Below are 15,305 nucleotides of genomic sequence, written 5' to 3' on the forward strand. Positions count from 1 at the left end.
CTAGCTCAAAGAGATCTAATAAAAAGGTGGATGGACGATGTTCTGCCTGTAACCTAATAAATGTGTAGAAAATAAAGGATGGATGGAAATGTTAAATTTAGCAGCAATAATGCTTGAAAAGGTCGGAATCATTGTCATTGTTGCTTTTTTGCTTTCGCAAATGAAGCCATTTCGTCATATTATTCAAACTGAGCACAAGACAAATGAGAGAATCCTGCTTATTTTACTTTTTGGTGCCTTTGGGATCATTAGTAATTATACAGGGATTGAAGTTCATCATAATTCCATTGATAGAGCAGAGTGGCTTTCGGAATTAGAACAAGAGAGCGCGCTGGCAAATACAAGAGTAATGGGAGTGGTCATTGGAGGAGTGCTTGGAGGCCCGATCGTTGGTGTTGGTGCGGGATTGGTTGCTGGAGTCCATCGTTACACGCTTGGCGGCTTCACCGCATTTGCATGCGGAATTTCTACTATCTTAGCTGGAATTATCGCAGGTCACTTTGGAAAAAAAAGAATGCAAACGGGGAAAAAAATTACTGCTAGATTTGCTGTAATGATAGGCATGATAATGGAATCCGTACAGATGTTACTCATCCTTGTATTTGCTAAACCGTTTGAACAAGCATGGAGTCTTGTACAGTTCATTAGCTTCCCGATGATATTCGGCAATGGATTGGGTACATTGCTGTTTATGTTCATTATAAGCGCAATTAAACGTGATAAAGAGGTTACCCGTGCAAATCAAACCAACCAGGCTTTTTTTATTGCCGATCAAACTCTGCCATATTTTCGACAAGGCTTAAATTTCCATTCGTGCAGGGAAATAGCGGAAATTATGCTGAAATTAACCGCTGCTGATGCGGTTTCAATTACAGATGACCATCAAGTTCTATCTCATGTCGGCGCTGCTTCAGATCACCATATTCCTAAGTTAAAACCGGAGACTGGTTTGACAAAAAAAGTGCTCGAATACGGCAGGATTTCAGTTGCAAGATCGAAGAAAGAAATTCTCTGTATTCATAATAATTGTCCTTTAGAAGCAGCTATTGTGCTGCCGCTAAAGGTTAAAAATAAAATCGTCGGTACATTAAAAATGTACTATACTAAGCCTGAAAAATTAGATAGGGTGCAGCAGGAGCTAGCGGAGGGACTTGCAAACCTATTTTCTACACAGTTGGAGCTTGCAGAAGCAGAAAGACAGACGAAGCTATTGAAAGATGCGGAAATTAAAGCCTTACAGGCACAAATCCATCCGCACTTTTTATTTAATAGTATCAATACCATCTCAGCACTTTGCCGTACAGATGCGGATAAAGCTCGTAAATTACTGTTGGAGCTCAGTTCATTTTTTCGCGGAAATCTCCAAGGTGCCAGGCAGATGCTCCTCCCGCTGGAGAAGGAATTGACGAATGTCAGGGCTTATCTATCATTGGAACAGACCCGTTTTCCAAATAAGTACTTCATCGATTTTCAAATTGAACCAGGTCTCGAAAAGATAATGATTCCGCCGTTTACCCTGCAGCCAATAGTAGAAAATGCGATTCATTATGGCTTTCCCCGAAGTAAATCTGAAGGGATAATTACCATTCGGATTTTCTCCGAAAATAATCAATTGCAAATTATTGTTGCAGATAATGGAAAAGGCATTCCTGATGAGAGGATAGAAGTGCTTGGTAAGCAAATTGTAAATTCTAAAAAAGGAAATGGCACAGCTATTTTTAATATAAATGAACGTCTTAAAGGAATTTATAATGGCAAAGCCTGTTTAACGATAAAAAGTCAAGTGGACCATGGAACAACAGTAACGATTTCCATTCCGCTCGACTATAAAGGAGTTTTTGATCAAAATGCTGAAAGCTTACATAGTGGATGATGAACCATTAGCAAGAGATGAATTAAAATACTTACTGATTCGCAGCAAGCAGGTGGGGGTCATAGGTGAAAGTGATTGTATCGAGGAAGCCACAGCAGATATTTTTGAACTAAAACCAGATCTTGTCTTTTTAGATATTGAACTGGATGAAGATAGCGGATTGGAGTTAGCAAAGCAATTAGAAAACCTTAACCCGGCTCCAGCGATTGTTTTTGCGACAGCTTACGATGAGTTTGCGTATCAGGCCTTTGAATTAAATGCGGTGGATTATATATTAAAACCCTTCGATGAAGAACGAATCGGAAAAACATTGGAAAAAATCAAAAGGATGAAAAAAATTGGGGATCAGGATCTCCCGATTTATTCCCCTGTGAAAAACAACCAAAATGAAAAAATTGCTGTCCCTGTCGATGATAGAATTATTTTATTAACCAATGCTGACATTGTATATTTAGAATCCAGCGATGGTAAGTGTACGATTGAAACAATGGACCAAAAGTATAAAGTTAGTGAGGCGCTCGTTGTATTAGAGAAGAAGTTACCTAAATTTTTTCGTGTCCACCGCAGTTTCATTGTAAACATCGATCATATCGTAGAAATAGAGCCTTGGTTTAACTCTACCTATAATTTAATCATGGAGAACGGCTCAAAAGTTCCAGTCAGCCGGACCTATATAAAAGAATTAAAGCAGATTTTAGGGTTTTAAATTATTTCATATGTCCATTATTGTATTTCATCTGTCGTTTTTTGCAATTCACCTCTCCATTTATGCAAGTTATCTTGAAAGTGGGATAATAGCGTTTTCATTTTGTAAGATAATAATAGTAGATTAGAAGAAATGGAGGGGGAGTAAATAATGAATGCGATTACAATTGTAGTTGGATCAATATGTATCCTCTTAATCGTTTATCGTTTATATGGCACATTTATGGCAGCAAAGGTTTTGAAGCTTAATGAGTCAAAGCCGACACCTGCTCAGAAATTAGAAGATGGACAAGATTATGTACCCACAAATAAATGGGTGGTATTTGGTCACCATTTTGCTGCGATTGCTGCAGCCGGCCCGTTGGTTGGTCCAATCTTGGCAGCACAATTTGGTTATTTACCAGGATTGCTTTGGCTGTTAATTGGTGCAGTCATTGGTGGAGCTGTCCACGATATGGTTGTTCTTTTTGCATCAATGCGAAGAGAAGGAAAGTCTTTATCAGAAGTTGCAAAGGAAGAACTCGGTCCTGTCGCAGGATTTTGTACAGGCTTAGCGATGTTATTCATTATCACTATTACAATGGCAGGTCTTTCAATGGTTGTATTGGGCGCACTTGAAAGAAATCCATGGGGAACGTTTGCAGTAGGGATCACCATTCCGATTGCAATGGGTGTTGGATTGTATCATAAAAAGACAGGCAATTTAAAACTAGCTACAACTGTCGGTTTCATTCTAATCATGGCAGCAATCCTTTGGGGACCGAATATTCAAGGTACATGGTTAGGTGATTTGTTAACACTTGAAAAAAGCACGCTTGCACTTATTTTACCAATCTATGCATTTTTCGCAGCAGCATTACCAGTCTGGTTATTGCTTGCACCACGTGATTATTTAAGTACATTTATGAAGATCGGGGTTTTCGCAGCTTTAATCATTGGGGTATTCATTGTAAACCCAGAAGTTCAATTTCCTGCATTTACAGAATTTATTAATGGCGGTGGTCCTGTTATTGCTGGTCCAGTTTGGCCATTTATCTCGATTACAATTGCCTGTGGAGCAATTTCAGGATTCCACGCATTCGTTGGGTCTGGTACGACACCTAAGATGATCAGCCGCTGGGGCGACATTAAAGGTGTTGCTTTTGGAGCAATGCTTGTAGAATGTTTAGTTGCAATTATGGCTTTAATTGCTGCCATCTCGCTGCAGCCAGGAGATTATTTTGCAATCAATTCAACACCAGAGAAATTCGCAACACTTGGAATGGAAACAGTTGAACTTAACGAACTCGAGGAAAAAGTGGGAATGGACCTTGAAGGAAGAACGGGGGGAGCCGTTACCCTTGCCGTAGGGATGACGTACATCTTCACAGCAGTTCCATTTTTCGCGAAGTTAGCCTCTTATTTCTATCAATTTGTCATTCTATTTGAGGCGGTCTTTATCTTAACTGCGATTGATTCAGGAACGAGGGTTGCTCGTTATCTTATTCAAGATTTCTTTGGAGACTTTATTAAACCTTTAAAACGAACAGATTCAATCGGTGCAAATATATTTGCCAGTGCATTAGCCTGCTTCGTCTGGGGATATCTTCTTTTCTCAGGGGACATCAGTTCTGTCTGGGCGCTATTTGGTGTATCGAACCAATTAATGGCATCTATCGGACTCATCGTCGGAGCAACAGTAATCCTCAAGATTGCTGACAAGCGCTGGTACATGTTGACATGTCTAATCCCTCTAGCTTACCTATTTGTAACCGTAAATGTTGCAGGTTACTGGATGGTTAAGAACGTCTATTTAAATGCAGATAATCCTGGATTCAGTGTATTGAACGGTATTCTATCCATTACAATGCTCATCCTTGGTTTAATCATTTTGGTTACTTCAATAAACAAATGGAGTAATCTTTGGAAGATTCCGCAACATGTATTAGTAGAACAATCGAAAAGAGAAGTAGCATAAATAACAAGCACCCATTCTACTTGATGAATGGGTGCTGTTTTTTTTATAGGAGAATCCTCATTGAAGCTTTGCGGAAATAGATTTTAAGAAACTGAAACCTGATAATTTAAGTATAAGTTTTTCCTTGCCTCTAATACTTTTTTGTACATAGATTGATATATTGTCGACTATAACCTCATTATATTGGCTTAATGTTTTGGGTTTTCCTGGTACTGCAACTAACTCCTGGACACCTGGAGCACAACAAGCCTTTACCTCAAGCGTTTTTACGGTCAATTGATTGCCCTTTGACTTTATCCACTGTATTGATTCAATATCCAATTCAACATTCATCCAGTATCGCTCCCTTAGGTCTTTTATTAAGTATAATATCTTAGTTTGTTTAAAACCACCGTTTTGGATCATAATGAAAAAAGGAGGGGGATAAAGTGCATTTTAAAAATCAACATAAGTTACTTTCACCAGTCGAGCTTAAGAGACTTATAGATGGTCACAGATATCAAACGGACCAAAAATATATTATTGTTTTTGTTGGGTTTGGTAATCAAACTGATTATACGAATGGATTTATTCCGGGTTCCATTTATCTAGATACAAATTTAATAGAAGGTGGACCATTGTGGAATCTTGTTTCAATTGAACAACTAGAAATCATTTTACATAAATTAGGTATTTCTAATGAAACCACCGTTATTATTTACGGACAACAACTAATGGCTTCCGCTCGGGCTGCGTGGGCATTCATGTACGCAGGTGTAGAAGATGTTCGTTTGGTTAATGGGGGAATCAATGCGTGGAAAGCCCTTGGATATGATGTTGAAGAACATCCATCGATCATACGAGTAAACAAAGGTCCCATAAATCGTTTAAACCCGAAATCAAACTATCTTTCTACAAGAAGTGATGTTGAAAAAAGTCTATTTGATAAAGACTCTATTGTGGTTGATGTTCGTAGTTGGAACGAATACACTGGTAAAACCACTGGGTATGATTATATGAAAGAAAAGGGTTGTATCCCAAATTCTGTTTGGGGTTATGCTGGTTCAGATCCATATCATATGGAAGACTTTGAAGAAAAAAATGGAGAACTCAAAAGCCTAAGAAAAATAAGAGGATTATGGGAGGAATCAGGAATTACTCCGCAAAAAAAGGTCATTTTTTATTGTGGTACTGGCTGGAGGGCTAGTGAAGCATTCTTTATTGCTCATCTAATGGGATGGCCTAATATCAGTGTATATGATGGCGGATGGTTGGAATGGAGTCAGTCAGAAAAATAGAGGCCGTCCCATGGGACAGCCTCTATTTTGTCTGAAAAAGAAGATAAGCGGTCCTACCTCCCTTTTCCATTCATCTTATTGAATAAGACCTTTTTCTTTTAACCATTCTTCTGCTACTTTTGCAGGGTCTTCTTTGTCGATTTCAACTTTTGCATTTAATTTTTGCATTTCTGTTTCATCAATTTTATTAGCTAATTTGTTTACTACTTCTTTCACTTCAGGATGTTTTTTAAGGACTTCATCTTTAAAAATAGGTACAGCATCGTAAGGAGGGAAAAAATGTTTATCATCTTCAAGAAGAGCTAAATCATACTTCGCAAGTTTCCCTTCTGTTGAGTAAGGAATAATCACATCCACCTCTTTATTTAGAAGGGAAGAATACCATAATCCATATTCCATCGAGATAATCTCTTTAAAGTTTACATTATATGTTTTTTTAAAATCCGGAAAAAGAGGTCCAAGCCAATCTTGTCCAGTTGAAAAAATCAACTGATCCGATTTAGCTGCTAAATCGGAGATCGTTTTAATACCGAGTTCTTCAGCCTGGTCTTTTCGCATCGTAACGACATAAGTATTACTAAATCCTAGTGGCTCTAACCATGTAGTTCCGAACTTCTTAGGAAATTCTTCTGCTACTATGTTATATGTTTCTTCTGCATCAGCTACAGGCTCTTGTTTTAAAATATACTGTAATCCAGTTCCAGTGTATTCTACGTAGCCATCAATTTCTCCTTTTTCTAAAGCTGGCCAAATAATAGTACCACCAAGACCGGTCTTTAATTCCACATTTATATCTGTTTCATTTTCAATCAATTGTTTTAGCATATTCGAAAGGATATCTTGTTCAGCAAAGTCTTTTCCGCCAATCGTAATGGTATCTGACCCCACACTGCATCCAACAATACTAAAAAGAATGGTTAAGCCGGTCAAAGCAGCCATCATTTTACGAGTAAAATTCGAATTAAATCTTTTTATTGAATTCATTTTAATTCTCCTGAATATTTATTTTTTTATTTTTTTTACGTAATCCTTTAGGTGTTAATTTATTATCAATATATAGCAGGAATCGATCAAAGAAAATAGCAAGTAAAGCTGTCGGTATGGCTCCAGTTAAAATGATTGCCGTGTCAAACATCCCTATTCCTCTCATGATTAAATCTCCTAATCCTCCAGCCCCAATAAATGTGGCAATCGTAGCAACACTAATGGTTTGAACGGCAGCCATTCGGACACCGGCCATAATGAAGCTTCGTGCCATAGGTAATTGGACTAGCCAAAGAATTTGTCTCTTTGTCATTCCCATACCTGTTCCAATTTCAATGAGGGACTTGTCTACTTCTTGAATTCCAGTAAACGTATTTTGTAAAACTGGTAATAGAGAGTAAAGGACTAAAGCGACAACTGCTGGAAGTGTCCCAATTCCAAAAATGGGAACCATAAAACCTAACAATGCAAGACTGGGAATGGTTTGAATAACCTGCACAACCCTAATTACCGGCGTTGCGATCCGGTCATGATTTGCAAAGTAAATTCCTAAAGGAATAGCAATCAAACAAGCAATAAAGAGAGCTGTAAAGGATAAGTAAAGGTGTTCCCCGGTTTTTGAAAAAATTTCTGCCCAACTCATCATCTTGGTACACTCTCTTGATCATCCAGCGAATTCATTTGATGGATAAATGAATCTTGAAAGTATTTTTCTCCAATAAATTTGCGGGCAAACTCATTTTTAGGTTGACGAAGTAGATCAATGGGTTCACCACTTTGAATGAGTTCACCATCTTTAAGAAGTACAATTTGATTGGATATTTTTAATGCCTCCTCCATATCGTGAGTAACAAAGATAATCGTCTTTTTCAATTTCTTTTGTAAAGAAATGAGCTCATCTTGTAATTGAATACGACTAATCGGATCAAGGGCACTAAACGGTTCATCCATCAAAATTATCGAAGGATCCGCACAAAGAGCTCTTGCTACTCCGATTCTTTGCTGCTGACCTCCGCTCAATTCATGTGGATAACGATTTCGATATTGTTCAGGTTCAAGACCGATTAAATTTAAAAGTTCTGTCACTCGATTCCTCATTTTTTCGTCTTTTTTTGCTCCTTTTAATCGAAGAACAAGTGAAATATTCTCTTCAATTGTCATAAGAGGCAAAAGACCAATTTGCTGTATCACATATCCTATATTTCTACGAAGATTCACAGAATCCATTTGACTGATATCCATACCATCAATAAAGACTTTTCCATCATTGGGTTCAATCAACCTATTAATCATTTTAAGTGTAGTTGATTTCCCGCATCCGGATGGTCCAATAATGGTTGTGATTTTTTCCTTTGGCAAGGTTAAATTTAAATTCTTTACTACATATCTAGCATCAAAAGATTTACTGATATTAACAAACTCAACCGCAGCAGTATTATCCATATTTATATAATGTCCTCTCTTTTGTTTTAACCATTATTATTCCCGAAAAGTCATTCTAGTATTGTAAATCTGAAAACCTGAAAAATATCTTCAAAACCCAATTTTTTTCTCAATTCTTGGACTTTTAGACAATAAAGTTTAACACTAATCCTATTCACTATTCCATTCAATCTATCTATCCAATCGAACAATTTTAATCTATTTTTTAGATTCATAATTAATATTCCAAGCCATTCATATACAATACCCAATCTAACCATGATTGGGCTGTTTGCGTTTGATGTGTATAATAAATGAGTGAATATTTGTAAATATGATATGATTTGCGTCAGGGGTGAGCATATGACAACGAAAGAATTAAGTAAAATTGTTATTGTAGATGATGAAATTTTAATAAGACAAGGCATCAAACATTACCTTAATTGGGAGCAAGAAGGCTTTCATATTGTAGGAGAAGCCTCTAATGGTAAGGAAGCACTTGAAATCATTGAACGAACTCATCCAAACATTGTTTTAACTGATATTGTCATGCCGATTATGGATGGGGAAGAATTAACTAGAATCGTTAAATCGAAATATCCAGATATCGAAATCATTATACTAAGTAGTTATGGGGAATTTGACTACGTTCGTTCTACCTTTCAAAGTGGAGTGGTTGATTATATATTAAAGCCCAAGCTCGATGCGAATACGCTTTTAGAAGTGCTCCAAAAAGCAGCGAGGAGACGACCAGCTGCTAATACAATTGAGGCAAAGCGGCAGGAGCAAATGTCTATTAATACTGTAATTGAAAAGTTACTATCTGGTTATGAAAGTGAATATGATAGAGAGCTATTAGCTCGGGTATTTCCCTATGAAAGCTTTTATTTATTAGGTGTAGTGTTTAATGGAAATATAGCTAGAGGGGACCTCATTAAAGTTCAAGATACTATCACGCAGCAGTACCAATCTTATATAGCCCAAGCAGCGTATCATGCCGTTACCACTGATAAGAATGAAACACTGCTTGTTCTTAATGTAAACAAGGACAAGTCACAGGATGTCATTGATTTCGCAAAAGGAGTCGCGGAAACTCATACAGACTCGGGCTTTGTTTTAAGTGAACCATTTTTTAATTTATCACAAATAGGGGCCGCCTATAATGAAAGGGTAGCAAAATTACTGCAATATAGATTTTACTTTCCAAACATCCCTCTTTTAAGAGAACAGGATTTACACGGAGAAATACCAACCATTGAAGCATTTAACTATGAGTGGTTCACAAAAGAATGTAAGCATGGCCGTTTTCAGGAAGCTTTCAGTTATTTACAGGAATATGTATCTGTATTTTCAAAATGTTACACTACGGATGTATTCGAATTTAAATCATTTTTTGAAAATATCATCTTTACCATTACTGTCATTCTTAATAACTTGGAATATGATGTAGCTGAAATTGTGAGCTCTAAGTATGAGTATTTTAGAGCAATTAACGAGGCTGATTCATCTAACGAGACCATAGAACAGCTAAATAAATTTATTGACCAGGTGAACAAACACGTACATTCCGAGAGAAATCAATCTAGTAATTTGAATATGAAGAAAATCCTGCAATATATTGAGGACCATTATGCGGATCAACTGAGCCTTGCAGATGTGGCAGAACATTTTCATTTTAACCCTTCCTATTTATCTAACTATTTTTCTACACATAATAAAGAAGGATTCATTGAGTATTTAAATAAGGTTCGAATACAAAAAGCTTCTCAGCTCCTGCTTAAGGGTTCTGCACCCATTTCAGAAATTAGCGGCATGGTAGGTTATTCAGATCACAGCTATTTCTGTAAAGTATTTAAAAAAATAAATGGAATGTCGCCAAGTAAATTTAGAAGAAAACACACTTAAAATTAAAGATGGGATGTATATGAGAATAAAAACCGAACAATTTAGACGCAACAGCCTATTTAGTAAGATGTTTCTTATCACCGTAATAATTATTATTACAATATCGATACTAATAACCTGGACCACATTCCGTATGTCAGAGAAGTTTTTTATTGATCGGTTTACTTTTAACAATAGCAAGGTTATGGAGCAGATAAAGGAGAGTTTAGGTACGTTTCAATACTCGATTGTTATCGCTTCAAATAACCTTATGAATAACGGAACGATTAAGAGTTTTCTAACGGGTACGCACTCAAACCGAATGTTGGGCAACTATTATTATAATGTAAAAAAACAAATGGACACGATCAAAACAAGTGTAGAAGCCTATGATGTTGAGATTTTGGTTTATGGTTTGAATGGGGTTAGTTTTGCAGTACCAGAAAGGCCTTCATGGGCAAAATCTGATAAAGTGCTGCAGAATCACTTCATTACCACAAACACACTCAAGCACCCTAAAAAATTGTTATTTCATCTAGAACAACCAAAAGATCAAACACAGGGTGATAGGGCGATTGTTGCTTCAAAGGCATTTATGGAGCCAACTTCAAAATACATTTATGGAACGATGTACTTTACAATTCAAGAAAAGGATTTTAGAAAATTTTATAACAGCTATACAAGCCTAGGTAATGATGTGTTGGTGATGGATCAGTCTGGTACTATTTTATCGAGTAATCGTACTGATTTGATTGGAAATAAAGAAGCAGTGCTCTTGAATTATGCAGCCCAGCTAGAGGAACAACAAAAAAATTATATGGATGCAGATTTTCAAGGTACGGACCATATTATCATGATTGAGTATTTACCTACCTTTGATTTGTATTTGGTAAATTTAATTGATAAGAAAGCTGCTTTTGAAAATATTATTGATAAAAAGTCAATTGTACTCATCTGTATACTATTCATTTTTTTAGCCATTATCATTGTATTTTTTGCTTCTAGAAAGGTAACAAACTCGTTGTCAAATCTAGTAAAGCAAATTGAAAATACCCCAAAGAATGAATTTGATCGTTATATACCTGTGATAGGTACGTACGAAACGAGACAAATTGGTCAAGCCTTCAACTCTATGCTTGATGAGCTTCATGAGTATGTTGATAAGCTTGTACTTATCCAAAAGCAAAAGCGAAATGCAGAATTAGCTGCATTGCAGCAGCAAATCAATCCACATTTTTTATATAATACGTTAACTTCAATCAAATTTATGGTACAGCAAGGTGGTAAAGAAGAAGCAGCTGAAATGGTTAATGCGTTGATCTCCCTATTACAAAATACAATAGGTAATATTAGTGAGACGATTACTGTAAAGCAAGAAATTGACAATGTAAAAAGCTATGCCTTAATTAATCAGAAACGCTATGGTGAACGTATAAAAGTAAATTATTTCGTAGAGCCCGAGTGTAACGAGATTCAAATTCCTAAATTAATTTTGCAGCCTTTTATTGAGAATTCCTTCTTTCATGGTTTCAATAAAAAGAGTGGGGGAACGATTAATGTCCTCGTATGGAAGGAAAGGGAAACCCTTGTATGTGAGGTAATGGATAATGGCGATGGTATGGAAGTATCTCCAGATAATAAACTTCCGAAAACGAAGCGCAAAAGGGAGAAGTTTAGCGGGATAGGTGTCCGAAATGTCGATGAGCGCATTCGGTTGATTTATGGTGATGGTTATGGTGTTTCAATTTCAAGTAAAATAGGTGAAGGGACAAAGGTTCGTATTTCCATTCCGATGGAGAAGAACTAAAAATAGTCATAGAAACAAAAAATAGTCCAAGTAAGCAATTGGAAGCGCATGCAATCTACAAAAATATCACAAGTTTACAAAAATATCGTCCTAACTTGCGCTCTCTAAGTGATGATAACATAGTAATTGTAAGGGGATAACGCTTACAAGGTAAAATATTCAATCTTAGGGGGAATATAGATGAAGAAACTATTAGCTTTGCTGATGGTAAGTATGCTTTTGTTGGCTGCCTGTTCTTCTGGGTCTTCAAATGGTACTGAATTAGAGAAAGGCTCAAAGGATGCAAATGAAATTACCGTTTGGGCATGGGATCCAAAATTTAATATTAAAGCATTAGAATTAGCGAAAGAAGCTTACGGATCTGAGAATCCGGACCTTAAAGTGAATATTATTGAAAATGCTCAAGATGACATTGTTCAAAAGCTAAATACGTCTCTAAGTTCTGGAACTACTAAAGGGTTGCCAAATATTGTGCTAATTGAAGATTATCGTGCAAAAAGTTTCCTTCAAGCATATCCAGATATGTTCCATCCGTTAACAGGATCTTTTGAAACGAAAGATTTTGTTCAATACAAGGTGGAAGCAACAAGTGTAGATGGTGAAACCTACGGACTGCCATTTGATACTGGAGTAACTGGATTATATGTTCGAACAGATTATTTAACAAAAGCAGGGTATACAGTTGAGGATTTACAAAACATTGATTGGAAAGAATACATTGAAATTGGAAAGAAAGTAAAAGAAGTAACGGGTAAAAGATTGCTTACCACCGACCCGAATGAATTAGCGATTATTCGGACAATGATTCAGTCAGCAGGTAAGTGGTATATGAAGGAAGACGGTACTACGCCTGATTTAGATAATAATGAAGCACTTAAACTATCTTTTGAACTTTATAAGGAACTTGTGGATAATGACTTAATGAATTTCCATTCAGACTGGAATGAGTACTTAGCTACATTTAATGGCGGCGAAGTTGCAACAGTAACAACTGGTAACTGGATGACACCTTCAATCAAAGCGGAAGCTTCACAATCAGGAAAATGGGCAGTTGCGCCGCATCCTAGTCTTCCAGGTATGAAATCTGTAAATGCTTCTAACTTGGGTGGTGCGTCTTGGTATGTTTTAGATGTACCAGGAAAAGAGAATGCAGTTGATTTCCTTACAAAGACTTTTGGTTCGAATGTAGATTTATATCAAAAACTAGTTTCTGATGTCGGTGCTATCGGTACTTATATCCCAGCTTCAGAAGGAGAAGCATATAAGACAGAAGATGAGTATTTCGGTGGTCAGACTATTATTTCAGATTTTTCAAAGTGGGCTGAAGAAATTCCACAAGTAAACTATGGTATGCACACATATGCGATCGAGGATATATTAATTGTTGCTATGCAGAATTATCTGGCTGGTCAAGACCTTGATAAAGTATTAAAGGAAGCACAACAACAAGCGGAAACGCAAATTAAATAATAGCCTTGAATTTAATCTCTTATCTATTTTATACGAAATAGGATAAATGCAAGATTAAGCCTCGGAACTCGCCGGCTTCTCTACGGTACAACAGAGCTGTAACAAGTGTTGGGTGAGCCGTTCCGGGGCTATTTTTTATAGATGATAGCAGGGAGTTGAAAAAATTGATAACGACAACTACGAAGCAGAACCTACAGCAGAAACCAAGAAAGTATACGAACAAACTTCGTTTTAAAAATGGACTGATTGGCTGGTCTTTTATTTCAATCGCAACAGTGATGATTTGTTTATTTTATTTTTATCCAATGGCTCAAGCACTTATTCTCTCTTTTCAATCAGGTGCGGGTCTAAATCTACAATTTGTAGGTTTCGATAATTACGTTCGGTTATTTACAGATCCGACATTTATAGCCGCAGTGAAAAACACTGTAATCTATCTCCTTATTCAAGTTCCTATCATGATCGTTCTGGCGCTGTTTATATCAGTTTTATTAAATGATAAGAAATTGAAACTAAAAGGATTCTTCCGTACGGCAATATTTTTACCATGTATTACATCACTTGTAGCGTATTCTGTAGTATTCAAATACTTATTTGGAACAGACGGCGTCATTAACCAAATGCTTATAAATATTTCTCTTATATCAGAGCCGATTCAATGGCTGACAGATCCCTTTTGGGCAAAAATAACCATTATTATTGCAATAACATGGCGTTGGACAGGCTACAATATGATTTTCTATCTATCTGCTCTTCAAAATGTGGATAACTCAATATATGAAGCGGCAAAAATTGATGGTGCAAATGCATTTCAACAATTCTTTAAAATTACAATTCCAATGCTAAAGCCAATTATCCTATTTACATCTATTACATCAACTATTGGTACACTACAATTGTTTGATGAGGTTATGAATATTACAAAGGGTGGACCAGGGAATGCAACAATAACAATTTCTCAGTATATTTATAATCTATCATTCAAATATACTCCTGATTTTGGCTACGCGGCGACTGTTTCATATGCAATTGTTATCATGATCGTCATCTTTTCAATCATTCAGTTCAAAGTAGCAGGTGATAAAAATGCATAATATTAAAAGAATTTTCATTTATATTACTTTATCAATCTTAACGATTATCTCTATCTTTCCATTTATCTGGATGATTGTTAGTGCAACCAATAAATCTGTCGACGTTACAAATGGAAGATTATTACCTGGAACTCATTTATTAGAGAACTTCCAGAATCTTTTGAGTACGGTAGATCTTGTTCCAGCTTTAATAAACTCAGTAATTATATCCATTACGACTACCATTTTATCTCTAATCATTGCATCTCTTGCTGGTTTCGGTTTTGAAATATATAGAAGTAAGTCAAAGGATATCATTTTTAATATATTGCTTTTATCAATGATGATTCCTTTTGCAGCACTAATGGTACCGTTATTCCGAATGTTTGGGACAATCTCGCAATTTGCACCTGGAATTGGGATTGATACATTAACATCTGCTATGTTACCAAGCATTACAACAGCTTTTTTGATCTTTTTCTTTAGACAAAATACAAAGATGTTTCCAAAAGAGCTGCTTGAAGCTGGAAGGATTGATGGATTAACAGAGCTTGGTGTTTTCTTCAGAATTTATGTACCTACGATGAAAACAACATATGCAGCAGCAGCGATTATTACATTCATGGCAAGTTGGAATAATTATTTATGGCCGCTCGTTGTGCTGCAGTCTCCTGAAAACCACACCATTCCATTGCTCATATCGAATCTTGGTTCAAGTGCTGCACCAGACTTCGGAATTATTATGACATCTATTGTAATTGCAACTTTACCGACGGCACTGCTCTTCTTCTTGCTCCAAAGACATTTCGTTGCAGGGATGATGGGATCGGTAAAATAAATAAAAAACGTTTGA

General features: G+C 36.4%; 13 protein-coding genes. 9 read left to right on the forward strand and 4 right to left on the reverse strand.

The features are described from left to right. The first annotated feature begins 88 nt into the window (after positions 1–88). From AC2TFD_RS02680 to AC2TFD_RS02690, 3 genes are all read left to right on the forward strand, one after another. Positions 89–1,873, forward strand: a complete 1,785-nt coding sequence (locus tag AC2TFD_RS02680) for a LytS/YhcK type 5TM receptor domain-containing protein (protein WP_484674920.1) — start codon at positions 89–91, stop codon at positions 1,871–1,873. Beyond that, positions 1,848–2,579: a LytR/AlgR family response regulator transcription factor gene (locus AC2TFD_RS02685; RefSeq protein WP_484674921.1), complete on the forward strand. Its 732-nt coding sequence runs from the start codon at positions 1,848–1,850 to the stop codon at positions 2,577–2,579. The genes AC2TFD_RS02680 and AC2TFD_RS02685 overlap by 26 nt, the downstream gene beginning before the upstream one ends. Positions 2,580–2,729: 150 nt before the next feature. After that, positions 2,730–4,535 carry a carbon starvation CstA family protein gene (locus AC2TFD_RS02690; protein ID WP_335512319.1) on the forward strand — a complete coding sequence of 602 codons (1,806 nt, stop codon included), beginning with the start codon at positions 2,730–2,732 and terminating at the stop codon, positions 4,533–4,535. A 57-nt stretch (positions 4,536–4,592) separates the two neighbouring features. On the opposite strand, the gene AC2TFD_RS02695 is transcribed toward AC2TFD_RS02690, so the two are convergent. Next, entirely contained in the window at positions 4,593–4,868 is a 276-nt protein-coding gene (locus AC2TFD_RS02695; RefSeq protein ID WP_335512318.1) for a CC/Se motif family (seleno)protein, read from the reverse strand. 95 nt (positions 4,869–4,963) lie between these two features. On the opposite strand from AC2TFD_RS02695, the gene AC2TFD_RS02700 reads away from it, so the two are divergent. Next, positions 4,964–5,812 (forward strand): sulfurtransferase, encoded by an 849-nt coding sequence (locus AC2TFD_RS02700; RefSeq protein ID WP_484674922.1) that lies wholly within the window; start codon positions 4,964–4,966, stop codon positions 5,810–5,812. Positions 5,813–5,887: 75 nt separating this feature from the next. Here the strand turns inward: AC2TFD_RS02700 and AC2TFD_RS02705 are convergent, their stop codons facing one another. Genes AC2TFD_RS02705 through AC2TFD_RS02715 form a run of 3 tightly spaced genes read right to left on the reverse strand, consistent with a single transcriptional unit; the run spans position 5,888 to position 8,239 of the window. Continuing rightward, complete coding sequence (locus AC2TFD_RS02705) at positions 5,888–6,796, reverse strand: ABC transporter substrate-binding protein (protein ID WP_484674923.1); 909 nt, start codon at positions 6,794–6,796, stop codon at positions 5,888–5,890. A 1-nt stretch (position 6,797) separates the two neighbouring features. Then, positions 6,798–7,442, reverse strand: coding sequence for an ABC transporter permease (locus AC2TFD_RS02710; RefSeq protein WP_484674924.1), 645 nt, complete (start codon positions 7,440–7,442; stop codon positions 6,798–6,800). Next, positions 7,439–8,239, reverse strand: coding sequence for an ABC transporter ATP-binding protein (locus AC2TFD_RS02715; protein WP_484674925.1), 801 nt, complete (start codon positions 8,237–8,239; stop codon positions 7,439–7,441). Before AC2TFD_RS02715 ends, AC2TFD_RS02710 begins: the two co-directional genes overlap by 4 nt. Before the next feature lie 342 nt (positions 8,240–8,581). Here AC2TFD_RS02715 and AC2TFD_RS02720 point away from each other — a divergent pair, with 342 nt between their 5' ends. From AC2TFD_RS02720 to AC2TFD_RS02740, 5 genes are all read left to right on the forward strand, one after another. Beyond that, entirely contained in the window at positions 8,582–10,123 is a 1,542-nt protein-coding gene (locus tag AC2TFD_RS02720; RefSeq protein ID WP_484674926.1) for a response regulator transcription factor, read from the forward strand. A 19-nt stretch (positions 10,124–10,142) separates the two neighbouring features. Continuing rightward, the gene (locus AC2TFD_RS02725) at positions 10,143–11,909 is read left to right on the forward strand and encodes a cache domain-containing sensor histidine kinase (protein ID WP_335512306.1); all 1,767 of its coding nucleotides are present in this window, start codon (positions 10,143–10,145) and stop codon (positions 11,907–11,909) included. 180 nt (positions 11,910–12,089) lie between these two features. After that, a complete protein-coding gene (locus AC2TFD_RS02730; protein WP_484674927.1) occupies positions 12,090–13,379 on the forward strand; it encodes an ABC transporter substrate-binding protein in 1,290 nt (429 codons plus the stop codon). A 242-nt stretch (positions 13,380–13,621) separates the two neighbouring features. Then, positions 13,622–14,473 carry a carbohydrate ABC transporter permease gene (locus AC2TFD_RS02735; RefSeq protein ID WP_335512328.1) on the forward strand — a complete coding sequence of 284 codons (852 nt, stop codon included), beginning with the start codon at positions 13,622–13,624 and terminating at the stop codon, positions 14,471–14,473. After that, the gene (locus AC2TFD_RS02740) at positions 14,466–15,290 is read left to right on the forward strand and encodes a carbohydrate ABC transporter permease (protein ID WP_335512304.1); all 825 of its coding nucleotides are present in this window, start codon (positions 14,466–14,468) and stop codon (positions 15,288–15,290) included. The genes AC2TFD_RS02735 and AC2TFD_RS02740 overlap by 8 nt, the downstream gene beginning before the upstream one ends. Positions 15,291–15,305: the final 15 nt, after the last annotated feature.

The sequence above is a fragment of the Neobacillus sp. plas4 genome (assembly GCF_057221695.1).

Excerpts from the sequence above, each read along its gene's own strand:
- AC2TFD_RS02710 (WP_484674924.1), bottom strand. The coding sequence starts at position 7,442 with ATGATGAGTTGGGCAGAAATTTTTTCAAAAACCGGGGAACACCTTTAC.
- AC2TFD_RS02730 (WP_484674927.1), top strand. The coding sequence starts at position 12,090 with ATGAAGAAACTATTAGCTTTGCTGATGGTAAGTATGCTTTTGTTGGCT.
- AC2TFD_RS02695 (WP_335512318.1), bottom strand. The coding sequence starts at position 4,868 with ATGAATGTTGAATTGGATATTGAATCAATACAGTGGATAAAGTCAAAG.
- AC2TFD_RS02705 (WP_484674923.1), bottom strand. The coding sequence starts at position 6,796 with ATGAATTCAATAAAAAGATTTAATTCGAATTTTACTCGTAAAATGATG.
- AC2TFD_RS02680 (WP_484674920.1), top strand. The coding sequence starts at position 89 with ATGTTAAATTTAGCAGCAATAATGCTTGAAAAGGTCGGAATCATTGTC.
- AC2TFD_RS02740 (WP_335512304.1), top strand. The coding sequence starts at position 14,466 with ATGCATAATATTAAAAGAATTTTCATTTATATTACTTTATCAATCTTA.
- AC2TFD_RS02720 (WP_484674926.1), top strand. The coding sequence starts at position 8,582 with ATGACAACGAAAGAATTAAGTAAAATTGTTATTGTAGATGATGAAATT.
- AC2TFD_RS02715 (WP_484674925.1), bottom strand. The coding sequence starts at position 8,239 with ATGGATAATACTGCTGCGGTTGAGTTTGTTAATATCAGTAAATCTTTT.
- AC2TFD_RS02725 (WP_335512306.1), top strand. The coding sequence starts at position 10,143 with ATGAGAATAAAAACCGAACAATTTAGACGCAACAGCCTATTTAGTAAG.
- AC2TFD_RS02690 (WP_335512319.1), top strand. The coding sequence starts at position 2,730 with ATGAATGCGATTACAATTGTAGTTGGATCAATATGTATCCTCTTAATC.
- AC2TFD_RS02685 (WP_484674921.1), top strand. The coding sequence starts at position 1,848 with ATGCTGAAAGCTTACATAGTGGATGATGAACCATTAGCAAGAGATGAA.